The following is a 15,604-nucleotide window of genomic DNA, read 5'->3' as shown; positions in this document are numbered from 1 at the left end:
GGTGGTGCCGGATGGAGCCAGGGTCCGCCTTGGGTGCGAACCCTTCAGCTGTCCCTCAATGCTACCCGCGAGTAGCTACCGGTGCTAGGGGAAACCTGCGGCTGGAATTCGGCAGGAATTTCCACTTGTCCGGCGTGGTGAACCACACGGTCCCACGCAAAGTTAATGCCGTGGACAAGGCCGCCCAGCACCGCCTTAATGGCGTACCAAGCAATGCCCGCTGCTCCGATAAGAATAATTGTTGCCATTGCTGCTGCGGCGATAAAGGCCACAAGAATTGCAGCGAAAACCAGCGTTCCAATGAATACGTAAGTGGCTGTATCAAGCGCAGTGAAGTCGAAATTCATGGTTCCCCCCGGGGCGACGATGCATGGGTTGACGCGGCGTGGCTGCGTCGATGCTCTGACACTAGGGGCGGGAGTACTTTCCGGCCAGAGCAGAAACGCGTCGTGGCGGCGTTGATATGGGATCGAAACCATACCGGGCGGTAGGTTACGGAATGGTTGCGGCAGGCAAGCTTCCACCAGGTACGAGGACGGGTTCGACGGCGGCACGGGAGGCGCGCTTTTCGGCGGCTCTTCGGCGGCTCATCCGCCGCCGGCCGCCCCCCAGCCGGCCAGCGATGGGCCCGTCGGTGGCCCCCGCGACGCTCTGCGTTAACCTTGTACGGGGCAGTTTTCGCTGCCAGCCAGGTTTCGCAGCAGCTGAAGGAGAGTAATTGTCCCGTTCAGCCATGTCCTCCGCCGACGCCATTAGCGCGAGGCTCCGTGACCTCGAACAGTTGACCAAGGGCCCCGCATGGGCTCTGACGCGGTCGGCGCCGTGGGTGATCGCGGTGCTGCAAGCATCCTTTACCCGCACCCGGCCGCAGCTTCCACTCGAAGAGTTTCACGCCGACGTCGACGCTTTCCTTGAACAGCTCCGCCGGCAGGACCCGGCGTTGGGCGGCCAGCAGAACGGCAAGCTTTTCGGCGACGAATGGACCCGTAAACAATTCCTGACGCGTCGCAACCAATCAGGTCAGATCGTCTACGAAGTTACCGAGCCCGCTGCCCGTGTGCTCGCGTTCCTGGACAGTCTCTCCAGCGAACGTTCCACACTGAACGGTTCGCGGCTTGGCACGCTCCTGGGCGACGTGGAGAAGCTCGCCAACGAGACCAACCCGGATCAGAGCGCGCGATTGGAAGCCCTGGAAGAGGAAATCCAGGAACGCCAACAGCTGGTGGAAGACATCAGCTCAGGCGAGTTTGACGGCCTCCTGGATGATGAGGAAGCCGTTGAAGCGGCCGGCAACATCCTGGATCTCGCGGCTAGCCTGCCTGCCGACTACAAGAAGATGCGTGACCGCATCGAAGAGTTGGTAGGCGAGCTCCGCAACCAGATCATCGAGGAATCCCTGAGCAAGGGCGCCACCATGGCCCAGGTTCTGGAGGCCGACAAGCGCCTGCGGCAAAGCCCCGAGGGCCGCACCTTCCGCTCGTTCACTGCTTTTCTGGAGGATCCGCAGCAGCAGTTGCGGTTCCGCTCTGCGATCGGCGAGGTGCTGAGCCGGCAGTTCGCGGACGACCTCTCCCATGAGGACCGTGAAACGCTGAAGAACCTGGTGGCCGAGCTGCGCACGCAGCACAGCCAGATCCAGCGGATCTACGGCAAGCTCTCCGAAAGCCTGAACACTTACATCCAAAGCGACGACGTCAGGCAGTCCGTCAGCCTGCGAAAGGTGCTGGCCGAGGCCGAACAAGCCATCCGATCCATGCCCTACGAACGCGACCGACCCGGCCTGGTCCGCGGACCCGCGCTCTTCAATGCCGGGTTCGAGTCGCTGGCCATGGTCAAACTCTTCGACCCCGACGAATTCGCAACACCACCACGCCTGGCCGATCCCATCGCTTTCAGCGACTCGGACCGGGTGCGGTCAGCGCGAACCGGCAAAGCGCGGCCTGAGGTTGTCCGGGCAGCCATGGCAGGCGCAGCCACACTGGGCGACGCGTGGGACAACCTGCCCGCCGAAGAGCGGCACATCAACACCGTGCGCACCCTGCTGTCCATGGCACTGCAGACCGGCGCGGCTTTCGACCGGGCCGCCTGGGAACACATCGACTTCGAACAAATCGACGGCAGCATCCGCACCGCGTACCTGCCGGTCGTCTCGCTGAATAAGGATTCTGATGACTGAAGAAATCACGACGACGGACATCACCGAAGCGGACGAGGTCACCGAAGACGCGACTGACGCCGAGTCTGCTCCTGAAGTCAGCCATACTGACCCGTTCCGGGTCACGCCGCGGGATACGTTCGTGGACGGCGCCGCGCTGTTCCCTGGCGACACGGGAGTGCTGCCCATGAAGGTGCGGCATGCGCTGGTGAAACTGCTCAAGGGCCCGTACATCGACGGTGGCCGCGACGAGAAACTGTGGACCACGCTGCTGGACAACCAGTTGATCCTCCGCAGCCGCCTGTCCGAGCTCTTCCTCAGCCTCCAGCTCGACCACGACCGCAAAATCGCAGTCCTCCGACCCGTTGACCCGGAAGTCGTCGGTGCCAGTTCCCGCTCAAGCATCCTGCGCCAGCAGCGTGCCCTGAGCCGGGTGGAAACCATTGTCCTGCTGCGCCTTCGCCTGCTGCTGGACCGCCACGTCACAGCCCAGACCGACCCGACCATCACCCGCGAGGAAATCGCCGACCTCGTCGCTAACTACACACCCGCTGGCCAACAGGATGCCCTCCGGGACTCTGACGTTGTCACCCGTACCATCACAAAGCTCCTGGCCCGCCAACTCATCCTCCCCACCCCGCTGGATGACACGTACACCATCAGCAACGCCCTCCCGCTTGCACTCCCCTTCGAAAACATCGGCGACATCCCGGCCCAAATCGAGGCCCTGATAGCCGTAGCAGCCGACGAATCCGGAACAGAGCCCTTCCTGGACCTCGACTCCTCCGACTCATCCGCTGAAGACGACCACGCCGATGCCGGGGACATGCGGCAGCATGCGTCTAAGGTGGGCCCACGGGAGCAGGGTTCCCTGGCCGAGCTTGCGAGGGTAGGGGGCTTCCGGGGAGGAACGACCGAGCATGCCGAGCATGTGTCCGGTACCGCCGCGATAGGCGAGCCAGCAATAGAGGAGGCAGCCAAGTGACCATTGCAAGCATGCTCCCGCTCGGCGAGCTCACGAACCCGGGCCAGATGCGTTTGGCGCTCGTTCAGGTGGTCAATTGGGGCACCTTCCATGGGGCTCACACCATGCACGTGGACCGCAAGGGCACCCTCCTTACGGGTAACTCGGGTGTCGGCAAGTCGACTCTCTTTGATGCGATGCTCCGCGTGTTTGATGCCCGTCCGCGCTCGAACGAGGCTGCAGCCCAGCGTTCCGGCGGTGCTGTGGAGGACAAGAGGACCACGTTCACTTACATGCGCGGCAAGGTGGGTGATAAGGCGGTGGGGGACAGCTCGGCGAGTGCCTTCCAGCGCCCCGGTGCCACCTGGTCCGCCGTCGCACTGACGTTTGATAATGCGGCTGGCACGAAGGTGACGGTGTCGGCTCTGTTCGACTTGCCAAAGAATGGCACGGAGTCGAGTGTCGGGCGTTTTTATGTGATTGACAGCAAGCCGTTGGACCTTGAGGCGATCGAGGGCATTGCGCAGAAGCGGTTTACCAAGGGCGCGTTGGAGTCGATCTTCCCCGAGGGCCAGGTCTTCGACGTGCACAAGGCGTTCGCCGAAAGGTTCCGCAGGCTCCTGGGCATCAACTCGGATCAGGCGCTTCCGCTGCTTCGCGTAATCCAGGCCGGTAAGGGCTTGGGCGGCAGCGTGAACACGTTCTTCCGCGACCAGGTACTCGATGCTCCTGCCACGTTGGCTGCCGCCGATGATGTGGTGGAGGAATTCAGCAACCTGATGTCCATCCGGCAGCGGTTGGAAGACGTACGGCAGCAGCGGGACCAGTTGGCACCGGTTCCGGAGCTGAACAAGGAGTACGCGCAGGCGTTGCTGGACGCGAACCGCCTCCGCGAGTTGGCCGGCGAGGAGTTCGAGGCCTACAAGCAGCAGCTTGCGGTCACGGTGCACGCCAAGACGCTGGCCCGTTTCAAGGAGCTGGCTCAGTCCAAGGCTCAGGAACTGGCTGCTGAACGCACTGTGCGGGATGCTTTGGCCAAGGAGCTCCGTGACCTTGAGCTGGATTACAACAACCGCGGCGGCAACGCGATTTCGGCGATTGAGCAGTCGTTGGAAAACGCCCGGGTTGGCCTCAAGCTGCGTCAGCAAGTTGAAGATTCCGCCAAGAAGGCGTTGGCCGATGCCGGGCTGAACCTGGAGTGGACCGCCGAGGGCTGGGATCAGGCGCACGAGCAGGCAGCTGCTCGCTCGGCGGAGTTGAAAGACGATTCCGAGGCGCTCAAGGAGCTTCGTTTTGAAGCCTTTGACGGACACGCGACCAAGAAGCGTGAGCTCGCCGCGGCCCAGCAGGAGCTGCTTTCGTTGCGGTCGCGCAAGTCGTTGCTGCCGCCGTCGAGCATTGAGAACCGGGCTGCTATCGCAGCAGCAACCGGGGTTCCGGAAGAGCGGATGCCGTTTGGCGGTGAGCTGATCGATCTGGCAGAGGGCCAGGATCAGTGGCGTCCGGCCGCCGAACGAGCGCTGCGTAACCTCGCCACCACATTGCTGGTTCCGGGTGAGCATTTCGCCGCTGTGACGCGGTACCTGAACGACAACACCGTCCGGGGCGCGCTTCGCGCTGTCGATGTTTCCAAGCCGCTCGCCGGTGGCGCGCTGGCTGTGGAGGACGTGTCCGACGGCGACCTCTTGACTAAGCTGAGCATTCTCACCTCGGGCGCCAACGCCGACGCCGGGGAGTGGATCCGCGAGCGGATTGCCTTGGACTTCGCGTACCCGTGCGTTGAGGACCCTGACGAGCTTGCTTCGATGGACAAGGGCCTGAGCCTTGGTGGCGTGGTCAAACGCAACAGGCACACCGTGGAGAAGGACGACCGTTTCACGAGCCGTCAGGATTACGTCCTCGGTTTCGATAACGCCTCCAAGCTTGAGCTTGTGGCAGCGCGCGTGGGGGAGCTGGAAAACGAGCTCGTGAAGGCCGCGGAACTTGCCCAGAGCCGCGAGGATTCGCATCAGGGTATGGCACGTCAGCTCGAAGCGCTGCGCAGGGTCGCTGAAGATGAGCGGCCATGGGAGCAGGTCTCCGCAGCCGTGGCCGCGGATGAACTTGCCAGGATCGAACAGCGCCTAACCGACGCTCTGGCCGCCCAGGCAGACTTGGAGCCGCTGCGTGCCAACATCGAAAGTGTCCGGGAAAAGCACCAGTCCTCCACAGGTGCGGCCGCCGTCCTGCAGAGCGAATACAAGGCGCTGGACCACAAGATGACCACGGCGGACGGCCTGCTCGATGCGGCGAGGTTGAAGCTGGAGCAAGCACCGCCGTCGGCCTCTACCGTCACCGCGCTGGAGCCGTACTTCGACGGCGTCGGTGAAGTCTCCGAACTTTACGAGCTCGACAACCTTGCCAACAGCGTCCGGAATAAGTTGCTCGACGAACTGCATGCTGCGGAATCCCGGGGCCAAGCGACGGCCGAGCGGCTGACCCGTATGTTCGAGGCATTCGTGCGCGACTGGGGAAGTGCCATCAGCGCCGATCACGGCACCTCGATTGGAGCTGCAGGGGACTTCGAATCCCGGTACCACGCGATCGTGAGCGATGGCCTGCCCGCGCAGGAGGCCGAATTCCGGCTGTTCTTCAACCAACGCACGCACGAGTCCTTCAGCACGCTGTTACATCTGCTGGATGAGGAACGGCGAAGCATCACCAGCCGGATCCTGCCCCTCAACGGCATCCTGTCGCAGGTCAATTTCCATGAGGGCAGCTTCCTGGAACTGGACATCAAGCAGACACTGCCGGCCACGGCCAAACAGTTCAAGGATGCGATCCAGAACGCCCTGAAGGCCAAGCACACGCGGCCGTCGCGCGGCACGGCTGCTTCAGCAGGTGCTGGTTCAACGGCAGAAGTGGACGACGACGCCGAGCTCACTGCGCGCTACAAGTCGTTGGAGACCCTGGTGAAGCGGCTTGGTTCGCAGACGCCGGAGGATCGGCGCTGGCGGGCTGAGGTGCTGGACGTCCGCGGGCACCTGTTTATTCAGTGCAAGGAACACCGCGAGGTTGCTTCGAAGTCAGGCAAAACCGGCACCACTGGAAAGTCCGGCAAGAAGAAGACCGAAGTCTTCATGCATGCCGACACAGGGTCCATGTCCGGCGGTGAGCGCCAGCGGTTCACGGCGTTCATCATGGCCGCGGCACTGAGCTACCAGCTGGGAATCGCCGAGCAGGGCTTCACGACGTACGGCACCGTGATGATGGACGAAGCCTTCGTGCTGGCGTCCGAGGAATTCGCGGGTGCGGGTATCAAGGCGCTTCACGAATTCGGGTTCCAGTTGCTCCTGGCCGCACCGGAAAACGTGATTGACCTGTCCAGGCACCTTGGCTCCGTCACGGAAATCCTCCGGGACAAGCGCACTAACCGCTCGGGTGTGCTCACGGCTCCGGTCATCGCCGGGCCTGGGGAACCAGGAGCATGGCGTTCCGAAGCCAACCCGGTGGACATCGTCCTGCGCTGACGTCACCTCTCGTCGGGCGGGCCCAAGTAGGTAGCAGATGATGCCGTTTTGAAGGTTCTAAACGGCACCTGCTGCTACCTACTTGGGATTGTTCCTGGACTTACTTCGCGCGGACGCGGTCAAGGAACTGTTCGGTCCTGGACTCCAGTCCTGCGATTTGTCGAACAACGACGGCGGCCGGGTCCGGGTTGATCTCGTTGGCGGGCGGTTCCTTGCGCACGTTGGCGCTGCAACCGAATTCGGCGCAGATCAGTGTCCCCACGGTGTTCCCGTCCTTACCGGATTGTCCGGCTTTCTTGGCGACCCACAAGTAAACGTCGTCCTTCGAAAACACGTCGCGGCAGAGTTCGCAGAGGACTACGCGCCTCTTCCCGGAGCCACCTTCGGGAGCCCGGAGCATGATCCCGGTGAGTTCGCCCCGGTGCGGAACCACGAGGTATCCGCGCTGGGGCATTTTTTCGTCCCGCCAACCCAGGAATTCCAGATTGTCCCAGTCGATGGTTTCGAAGTTGCGGGGGAGGTTGGCTTTGGCTGCCTCGGAGCGGCTGGCGTTGATGAAGGACGAACGGATCTGTTGAGCAGTGATTTTCTGCATGGCAAGCTTCTCTCGGAAATGGTCGACGTCCGCGCTCTGAAGATGTGCGCGGAAATGGCGGGATGCGTCGGCCATCGAGGGAAGGAAGGGCACAGCTGTCTAGCCCCTATCAAGGGGACGTGCCTTGAAACCTAGGAAGATGCCGACGTGCGGGGGAGTGCCAAGCAGGCCAAAGCGGCCACCTCGCCAACCATGGCTGCAGCAACTGAATCAGTGCGCACGCTCATCCCCTCGTCGTGATCCTTGGAAGCGGTAGTCCGCTGCCGCTAATACTTTCAAAACTCCGGGGCAGATGTCCACTGCGAGAGCGATCGGGTGAAGGACGCGGGATGTGCGAGAGCGTGTGACCTGCATCCCATTTCGGCAAGGAGTTGGATTAGGTGACGCAAACGTTTCTTAATTCTCGGCAGGCTAGGCTAGCCTTACTTAGGTTCGCATCACTTACTTAAGGAGTCCCGTGGCTTCCCTTCTCCCACGCCGCGCCCTGCTGAAAACAGCAGGAACCGCGACGGCCGCTTTGGCCGCCGTCGCTCTTACCCTCACCGGCTGCTCAACTGGCCCCGCAACCTCGGCTCCGGCAACTGAGCAGGCAGCAACGGCAACTTTCCCGGTAACCATCAAGAACGTCTTTGGTGAGACCACCATCAAGGAACAGCCCAAGCGCGTAGTCACCATCTCCTGGGTCAACGACGACGTTGCGATCGCCTTGGGCGTAGTACCGGTGGGCGTTCCGAAGAACGAATGGGGCAACAACGACAAGGGCTCTACCCCTTGGAAGGATGCGGCGCTGGAGAAACTCGGAGCGGGCTTTGGCACCGACAAGGCCCCGGTTCAGTTCTCCGAAGCTGACGGCATCAACTTCACCGAGATCGCCAAGCTCAGCCCTGACGTTATCCTGGCCGCATACTCCGGCCTGGAAGAGGCTGACTACAAGAAGCTCAGCGAAATCGCACCCGTCGTGGCGCAGCCGGAGCTCGCTTTTGGTACGCCTTGGCAGGAAAGCACCACCCTCATCGGCAAGGCCCTCGGCAAGGAAGCCGAAGCCAAGAAGCTGATCGAGGAGACCCAGGCCACCATCAAGGAGAAGGTGGACAAGTTCCCGCAGATCAAGGACAAGACCTTCATCTACGGCAATCTCGATCCAGTGACGCCTGCTTCCACAGGCTTCTACACGGCCATCGACAACCGCCCTCGCTTCCTCTCCGAAATCGGGATGAAGCTCGCTCCCGTGGTGGAGCAGAACACCAAGACGTCCACGGACTTCTTCATCCCATGGTCCGCTGAGAAGGCCAATGAGCTCGAGTCCGATGTCTTCATCACCTGGGTTGCCGACACTGCCACCGCCGACACCATCAAGGCTGACCCGCTCTTCAGCCAGATTCCGGCCGTGAAGAAGGGTTCGTTCATCGCTGACACGAACTCGAGCCTTACCTTGTCGCTCTCCGCTTCTTCGCCGTTGAGCCTGCCGTGGGCGCTGGACACATTCCTGCCGCAGCTGGGTAAAGCAGCAGACGCAGCGGGCAAGTAACTGTAATGAAACTGAGTACGACGGCGGCAGTCCAGGGGAGGGGCAACGGCACTTTGGTGTCGGCTGGCCCGGGAGGCATCTCCCCTGAAACTGCGGGAACCGGAGGGGGAACCGACTCCCGCAGCACCGCAGGCAAGCGTGCCGCTTGGTTGCTGGCGGCCGTCGTCGTACTCACCGCAGTGTGCGCTGCATCCCTGGCGATCGGCGCACGCGGCCTTCCCCTTGATACCGTGTGGGAAGCACTCACCAAGTTCAATTCGACAGATGGCAACCACGCTGTGGTGATCGCCCGGATTCCCCGCACGGTGCTGGGCCTCCTGGCCGGGGCCGCACTTGGTTTGGCCGGTGCAGCCATGCAAGGTGTTGCCCGCAACCCCCTGGCCGACCCCGGCATCCTGGGGCTAAACGCCGGTGCTGCCCTTGCAGTCGTCGTAGGGATCTACGTTTTCGGCGTCGGCTCCCTGTCCGGCTACATCTGGTTCGCCTTCATCGGCGCCGCGGCTGCCGCCGCCGTGGTTTACGCCGTTGCTTCCCTGGGCCGCGACGGTGCCACGCCCGTCAAGCTAGCCCTTGCTGGTGCGGCCCTGAGCGCCGGCCTGTTCTCCCTGATGAATGTCATCCTGGTTTCGAGCCAGGACACATTCGACCGCTTCCGTTTCTGGCAGGTAGGCAGCATCGGCGGACGTGACTGGTCCGTCCTCCTTCCCGCGCTGCCGTTCCTCGCAGCCGGGGCGTTGATCGTCCTGGCCGGCGGTCGTATCCTGAACAGCCTTGCCCTGGGCGATGACATTGCCCGCGGCCTCGGCCAAAACGTCACCTTGGCCCGTAGCATCACCGGGCTGGGCATCGTCCTGCTCTGTGGATCCGCCACCGCTGTAGCCGGACCGATCGCGTTCCTGGGCCTCGTCATTCCGCATGCTGTCCGCTCGCTGACTGGCCCGGACTACCGATGGATCCTGCCGTTTTCCGCCGTTGTGGCCCCTATCCTGCTGATCAGCGCCGACATCATCGGTCGCGTGGTCCTTCTCCCCGGTGAAGTCCCGGCAGGCATCGTGACCGCCATCATCGGCGCTCCCGTCTTCGTCTGGCTCATCCGCCGCGGAAAGGGGGCCGGACTGTGACCACCGTTCACAAGCTCCCCACCGAGTTGGCACTTAACACCAATGATTCCCACAAACATGGGCATCAACTGTCACTTCGGCGCGTGCTCAGCCGCACATTTTTTCTGGGCCTTGCAGTCATCGTCATGTTCGCGGTGTACGTGCTCCTGGGCAGCTACACGGTGACCATCCCGGACTTCTTCACCATCGTCATCAACCACCTGACCGGCGGCGAGAAAATCCCCGGAGCCAGCTTCATCGTGATGGAGCATAAACTGCCCCGCGCCGTCGTTGGAACCATGATCGGCATCGCCTTTGGCCTGGCCGGCGCACTGTTCCAGACCATGCTGCGCAACCCGCTGGCCAGCCCGGACATCATTGGCATCAGTTACGGCGCCAGTGCGGCGGCCGTGACGGCAATCGTCATCTTCGGCGCTTCCGGAGCCGTGGTTTCCGGTGCTGCCCTTGCCGGAGCGCTCGGCGTCGCGGCCATCATCTACGCAATCTCCCGCGGCGGCTCCGGCGCAGGCGGAGGAAGCCGCGGCAACGCTGCAGGCAACCGGCTCATCCTGGCTGGCGTTGGCATCGCGGCTGCACTTCACGCGGTGGTCAACTTCCTCATGACCCGCGCGGACATCCGCACTGCCGCCGATGCCCTCGTCTGGCTCAATGGATCATTGAACTCGGCCACGTGGGATCGGGCCGGCGTCCTCGCAGTCTCGTTGCTGATCCTTGTTCCGGCCGTCATTGCCCTTGCCGGGCCGTTGCGCATCCTCGAACTCGGAGACGACGCCGCCGCTGGCCTCGGGATCAAGGTCAACGCCGCCCGGCTGGCACTGGTGCTGACCGCCGTCGGACTTGCCGCCGTCGCAACCGCTGCTGCCGGTCCCGTAGCGTTTGTCGCTTTCCTCGCCGGGCCGATCGCCCGACGCATCGTCCGCAAACCCAGCCTGCCGGCGTCGGCCCTGACTGGCGCCCTGATTGTGTTGCTCGCAGACTTTTTCGCCTCCAACATCGCACCCGTCATCCTCGACGGAACCGTCCTTCCGGTCGGTGTCATCACCGGCGCCCTGGGCGCCCCCTTCCTGCTGTGGCTGCTGGTCACGTCGAACCGAAAGGAGGCCTGACATGGCCATCCTTAATGCCAAGGACCTCACGCTCCAGTACGAGGCACGCAAGGTGGTGGAGGGACTCACCACCGAGATTCCCGAAGGCAAAGTGACCATGATCGTTGGCGCTAACGCCTGCGGTAAGTCCACCCTCCTGCGCGGACTGTCCCGCCTCCTCAAGCCGGCCCGCGGTGCCGTGACGCTGGACGGCAAGGACATCCACACCCGCCCCGCCCGCGAACTCGCCCGCACCCTTGGCCTGCTCCCGCAGCACCCCACCGCTCCCGACGGCATCACCGTCCGGGACCTCGTGGGCCGCGGGCGATACCCGCACCAAGGCTTCTTCCGCAGCTGGAGCGCAGCCGACGACGCCGCGGTGCAGCGCGCGCTGAACGCCACCTCAACGCTGGAACTCGCTGAGCGAAGCATCGACGAGTTGTCCGGCGGACAACGCCAGCGCGTCTGGATCGCCATGGCCCTCGCGCAGGAAACCGAAGTCCTGCTGCTGGACGAGCCCACCACGTACTTGGACCTGGCACACCAAGTGGAAGTCCTGGACCTGATCACGGACCTCAACCGCAGCCGCGGAACCACCGTGGCGATCGTGCTCCACGACCTCAACCTTGCTGCACGCTACGCCGACCATGTCATCGCCATGAAAGGCGGGTGCATCGTGGCCGAAGGACCTGCGCCCGTCGTGGTGACAGAAGAACTGGTCTTGAACGTTTTCGGTTTGGAATCCCGAGTGGTTCCGGACCCCATCTCAGGCACACCGCTGATCGTCCCCATTGGACGCCACCACGCACGCCCCGCTTCAACCAACGAACTGGAGATCGCCTCATGAGTGCACAACCGACACAGGCAAAAGCAAGCGCCGCCGTGGAGCCCATGACCCTCGCCTTTGACGTCACCGTGACGGCCGTGCAGGAGCTCAGCCCCAACTTCCGTCGCATCACCTTCGGCGGCTACTCGCTGCGTGACTTCGGCGTTGCAGGGGACACTTTGGACCTCCGCGTGAAGTTGATGATCCCGTCCTTCGACGCCGCCGGACAGCAGATCCCGCTCCCGCCCTTCAAAATGGAAGAAGCCGGCTGGTACCAGGAATGGTTGGCCATGGACCCGTCCGTCCGCGGTGACATGCGCACTTACACGGTCCGGTCCGAGCGCCTCGACGCCGTGTACCCCGAGATCGACATCGACTTCGTCATGCACTTCGACGACGCCGGACACGGCGGACCCGCTGCCAACTGGGCACTTGCGGCGAAACCAGGGGACGCCATCACCATCATCGGCCCCAACAACCGAGCAGCCCAGTGCACCACGGCCGGCGCCTACGGCGGCATCGAATGGCGTCCGGGCCTGGCCCAGCGCGTACTCCTGGCAGGCGATGAAACCGCTGTCCCTGCCATCAGCGCCATCCTGGAAAGCCTGCCCGCCGATATGACCGGCCACGCCTTCCTCGAGGTACCCGAAGCCGGCGACTTCCAAGACATCTCCACCGAAGCCGATATCGAAATCACCTGGCTCGCACGTGGCGCAGCCATCGGACGCTCACGACCCCACGGCGAACTCCTCAAGGAAGCCGTCGCCAAGGCCGTTCCCGTGCCGGGCTGGGTAGGCATCAAGGGCGCAGGCACCGCCGCCGGACCCGAGCCCGAAGACGTCAACGTGGACCAGGACATCCTCTGGGAAACCCCGCAACGCATGGACACGGCAGCCATCGAGGCCACCAAAAACCCCACCCTTCCCGCAGGCGCACTCCCGTTCTACGCATGGATTGCCGGTGAAGCGTTCGTGATCAAGGAAATGCGGCGGTACCTGGTACGGGACGTTGGTATCGACCGCAAGCAAGTTGCCTTCATGGGTTACTGGCGACGCGGCAAGGCGGAGGGCTAAGCCTCTTCTTCTGGTCCGCCGCAGCGGCTGGGTGGCCGCTCGGTGGCCATCCTCGGCGTGCTGCTCCTTCGTCGCTTTGACGCACGCTGCCGGATGCCCACCGAGCGGCCCGTTCTTGCGTCACCTTCCGACGCTCGTTCACGTCCCTCGGGTTTGGGGGCGACGCTCGCTCACGTCCCTCGGGTTTGGGGGCGACGCTCGCTCACTTCCCGTTGGCTTGTTCACTTTGGGTTGGCTCCGGCGTAACCGGGGGCGGGTAGCGTCGGCTGCGTGCGGGAGGAATTCGGGGACGGGAAAAAGGTTCGACGGCGGTATGTCGCCATCGGAGATTCCTTCACCGAAGGCGTGGGGGACACGAGCAAGATCCTGCCCAACGGGGTCCGCGGATGGGCCGACCGGGTTGCCGAGAAGTTAGCCAAGGCCCAGCCGGGCTGGGAGTACGCCAATTTGGCAGTGCGCAGCAAGCGGCTTCGGCACATCATCGATGAACAACTCGAGCCCGCCCTCGCCATGGAGCCAACGCTCGTCACGCTCTACGCAGGCGGAAACGACATCCTCGACTTCGGCACCGATATGGATGCTCTCCTTAATGACTACGAGTTGCTCGTCGCGCGCCTCAGCGAAACCGGTGCCACTTTGGTCCTGTTTACCGGCTTCGACGTGAAAGTGTCTGCCGTCCTGGAACCCTTCAAGAAACGCAACACCCACTACAACCAGAGAGTCCGCGGCATCGCAGCCAAATATGGCGCAGTCCTGGTGGACTACTGGTGCTTCGACGCGTACAAGGACTCGCGGATGTGGGCCCCGGACCGGCTCCACATGTCCAAGGCGGGCCACAAGTATTTGGCTGCCCAGGTTCTGGACCATCTCAACGTTCCGCACAAAATCTCACCGAAAGAATGGGACCCGCCCAGCCGCATGTCCATGCGCGAATGGGAGCGCCGGCAACGCCGCTGGGTCAATGACTGGGTGGTTCCGCTGTTCGGACGCAAATTACGCGGTGTCACTCTTGGGGACTCCATCGGCCCGCGCTGGCCGGAGCCCGTGAAGGTTCCACGCAAGGGCGGCTTGAAAAAGCTCATGGAAGACCGGGAGAAAGCGCAATGAAAGACCAGGTCCGGTTTGTGGCCCTCGGCGACTCCTTCACTGAGGGTGTCGGCGACAACGATCTCAGGCTCCCCAACAACTGCCGGGGCTGGGCGGACCGGGTGGCCGAAGAACTGGCAAGACACGACGAAACCGTGCGATACGCCAACCTGGCTGTTCGTGGACGGCGCCTCCATCGGATCATCGACGAACAAATCGAGCCCGCCCTCGCTATGAATCCCACGATGGTCAGCTTCTACGCCGGCGGGAACGATCTCCTCATGGCAAGGCTCAACATGGCCAGGCTCATCCGGGACTACGAAGACGCCGTCAAAAGGATCAAAGCCAGCGGAGCCATGGTCCTGCTCTTCACGGGGTACAACGTTCCTTTGTCGCCCCTGCTTGAGCCGCTCAAATTGCGCACTGCCATCTACAACCGTCACATCCGGCGTATCGCCGCAAAGTACGGAACGCTCTTGGTGGACTACTGGTGCTTCGAGAAGTTTCAGGACCCGCGAATGTGGGCTCCGGATCGCCTGCACATGTCCACCCCGGGCCACAGCTACATGGCCAAGAAAGTCCTCGAAGTCCTCGGGGCCCCCCACTCGCTGACCTCACCAACGCTTGCCGCTCCCCGTCCGCGGACCTTCACCGAAAACATTGCCGACGACGCCGCCTGGCTGAGGCGCGACGTCGGGCCTTGGCTTAAGCGGCGGGTCCGCGGCGTATCGAGCGGTGACCATCTGGGAGCGCGGTGGCCGGAACTGATGCCGGTGGTGTTGCCGGAACGGCTGGGAACCGCTCGGGCAAAACCTCAGCTGTCAAGCAGGTTTTCGTAACCTTCAGCCACGCTGGTGGCAGTGAATTCGATGATCTCGAACTCGGCAACGCCATTGCTGTAGAACGGGTCCTTCGCCAGAGAAGCATCCAGCGTCGCCCTGTCCACTTTGGAGAGCAGAACGCCGCCGGTGGCTGGGACGCGGCGTCCGGACGCTAGGAATGTCCCGGCGTCGAACGCGTCCTTAAGCCAGGCCATATGGCCCGGGCGGTGGAAATCGACAATTTCGTCGGGAACTTTGTAGGTCAATGAGACGACAAACATGCCGTCAGCCTATCGCCTGAGGCCGGGCCGGGACCTAAGGAAGTGGGGAATTCTCATAAGATGGAGGCATGACTCAACCCCGCTGGCTGAATGCCGACGAACGCCGTGCTTGGCTGGCTCTGCTGAGCATCAACACTTTGCTTCCCTCGGCGTTGGACACCCAGCTTCAGTCGGCCGGCAAACTGTCCCTGTTCGACTACAACGTACTTGCGATGCTCTCCGAAACCGAGGGCCGGTACCTTCCCATGAGTGAGCTCGCCGCACGGACAAGTGCCTCGCTGTCGCGACTCTCCCACGTGGTTACCAAGCTGCAGAAACGCGGATGGGTGGAACGGCAAGCGCACCCCGGCGACGCCCGTGTCACCGTAGCGCACCTGACCGACGCCGGCATGTCCACCATCGTGTCCTTGGCCCCGGGACACGTGGAGTCAGTGCGCACGTTGATGCTCGATTCCCTTAGTCCCGAAGATGTCTCGGACCTTGCACGCATCGGCGAGAAAATCGTTGCCCGCTTGGACAACAACCACTGGATCCTGCGCGATTCCTAGCCCTCCTGCTGC

General features: G+C 63.1%; 14 protein-coding genes. 11 read left to right on the top strand and 3 right to left on the bottom strand.

The features are described from left to right. Window positions 1–44: 44 nt before the first annotated feature. On the bottom strand, window positions 45–347 hold the full coding sequence (locus KCX59_RS20210; RefSeq protein WP_091463474.1) for a hypothetical protein: 303 nt from the start codon (window positions 345–347) through the stop codon (window positions 45–47). Window positions 348–718: 371 nt separating this feature from the next. On the opposite strand from KCX59_RS20210, the gene KCX59_RS20205 reads away from it, so the two are divergent. From KCX59_RS20205 to KCX59_RS20195, 3 genes are read left to right on the top strand one after another with little or no spacing between them, the layout of a single operon-like run. After that, window positions 719–2,176 carry a DUF3375 family protein gene (locus tag KCX59_RS20205; RefSeq protein WP_091463472.1) on the top strand — a complete coding sequence of 486 codons (1,458 nt, stop codon included), beginning with the start codon at window positions 719–721 and terminating at the stop codon, window positions 2,174–2,176. Then, complete coding sequence (locus KCX59_RS20200; protein ID WP_179016988.1) at window positions 2,169–3,140, top strand: DUF4194 domain-containing protein; 972 nt, start codon at window positions 2,169–2,171, stop codon at window positions 3,138–3,140. The genes KCX59_RS20205 and KCX59_RS20200 overlap by 8 nt, the downstream gene beginning before the upstream one ends. Next, a complete protein-coding gene (locus tag KCX59_RS20195; protein WP_179016987.1) occupies window positions 3,137–6,628 on the top strand; it encodes an ATP-binding protein in 3,492 nt (1,163 codons plus the stop codon). The genes KCX59_RS20200 and KCX59_RS20195 overlap by 4 nt, the downstream gene beginning before the upstream one ends. A 100-nt stretch (window positions 6,629–6,728) precedes the next feature. Here KCX59_RS20195 and KCX59_RS20190 read toward each other — a convergent pair whose 3' ends face one another. Further along, window positions 6,729–7,223, bottom strand: a complete 495-nt coding sequence (locus KCX59_RS20190; protein ID WP_091463466.1) for an FBP domain-containing protein — start codon at window positions 7,221–7,223, stop codon at window positions 6,729–6,731. Window positions 7,224–7,680: 457 nt separating this feature from the next. Here KCX59_RS20190 and KCX59_RS20185 point away from each other — a divergent pair, with 457 nt between their 5' ends. From KCX59_RS20185 to KCX59_RS20155, 7 genes are all read left to right on the top strand, one after another. Beyond that, window positions 7,681–8,751, top strand: a complete 1,071-nt coding sequence (locus KCX59_RS20185; RefSeq protein ID WP_091463464.1) for an iron-siderophore ABC transporter substrate-binding protein — start codon at window positions 7,681–7,683, stop codon at window positions 8,749–8,751. 5 nt (window positions 8,752–8,756) lie between these two features. Then, window positions 8,757–9,872, top strand: coding sequence for a FecCD family ABC transporter permease (locus KCX59_RS20180; protein ID WP_179016986.1), 1,116 nt, complete (start codon window positions 8,757–8,759; stop codon window positions 9,870–9,872). Continuing rightward, window positions 9,869–10,978 (top strand): FecCD family ABC transporter permease, encoded by a 1,110-nt coding sequence (locus KCX59_RS20175; RefSeq protein ID WP_179016985.1) that lies wholly within the window; start codon window positions 9,869–9,871, stop codon window positions 10,976–10,978. Before KCX59_RS20180 ends, KCX59_RS20175 begins: the two co-directional genes overlap by 4 nt. A 1-nt stretch (window position 10,979) precedes the next feature. Next, window positions 10,980–11,804, top strand: a complete 825-nt coding sequence (locus KCX59_RS20170) for an ABC transporter ATP-binding protein (protein ID WP_091463454.1) — start codon at window positions 10,980–10,982, stop codon at window positions 11,802–11,804. Beyond that, on the top strand, window positions 11,801–12,856 hold the full coding sequence (locus KCX59_RS20165; RefSeq protein WP_091463451.1) for a siderophore-interacting protein: 1,056 nt from the start codon (window positions 11,801–11,803) through the stop codon (window positions 12,854–12,856). Before KCX59_RS20170 ends, KCX59_RS20165 begins: the two co-directional genes overlap by 4 nt. A 270-nt stretch (window positions 12,857–13,126) precedes the next feature. Then, window positions 13,127–13,963 (top strand): SGNH/GDSL hydrolase family protein, encoded by an 837-nt coding sequence (locus KCX59_RS20160; protein ID WP_178993557.1) that lies wholly within the window; start codon window positions 13,127–13,129, stop codon window positions 13,961–13,963. Then, a complete protein-coding gene (locus KCX59_RS20155) occupies window positions 13,960–14,781 on the top strand; it encodes an SGNH/GDSL hydrolase family protein (protein WP_179016984.1) in 822 nt (273 codons plus the stop codon). Before KCX59_RS20160 ends, KCX59_RS20155 begins: the two co-directional genes overlap by 4 nt. Here KCX59_RS20155 and KCX59_RS20150 read toward each other — a convergent pair. Further along, window positions 14,757–15,044, bottom strand: a complete 288-nt coding sequence (locus tag KCX59_RS20150) for a YciI family protein (protein ID WP_091463445.1) — start codon at window positions 15,042–15,044, stop codon at window positions 14,757–14,759. The two genes, KCX59_RS20155 and KCX59_RS20150, sit on opposite strands and share 25 nt — an antisense overlap. A gap of 68 nt (window positions 15,045–15,112) precedes the next feature. Here KCX59_RS20150 and KCX59_RS20145 point away from each other — a divergent pair, with 68 nt between their 5' ends. After that, window positions 15,113–15,592 (top strand): MarR family winged helix-turn-helix transcriptional regulator, encoded by a 480-nt coding sequence (locus KCX59_RS20145; protein ID WP_091463442.1) that lies wholly within the window; start codon window positions 15,113–15,115, stop codon window positions 15,590–15,592. Window positions 15,593–15,604 lie beyond the last annotated feature (12 nt).

The organism is Paenarthrobacter nitroguajacolicus (assembly GCF_051027655.1).
In the GTDB taxonomy this organism is placed as follows: Bacteria; Actinomycetota; Actinomycetes; order Actinomycetales; family Micrococcaceae; genus Arthrobacter; species Arthrobacter nitroguajacolicus.
This window is presented reverse-complemented; position numbering and strand designations above follow the sequence as displayed.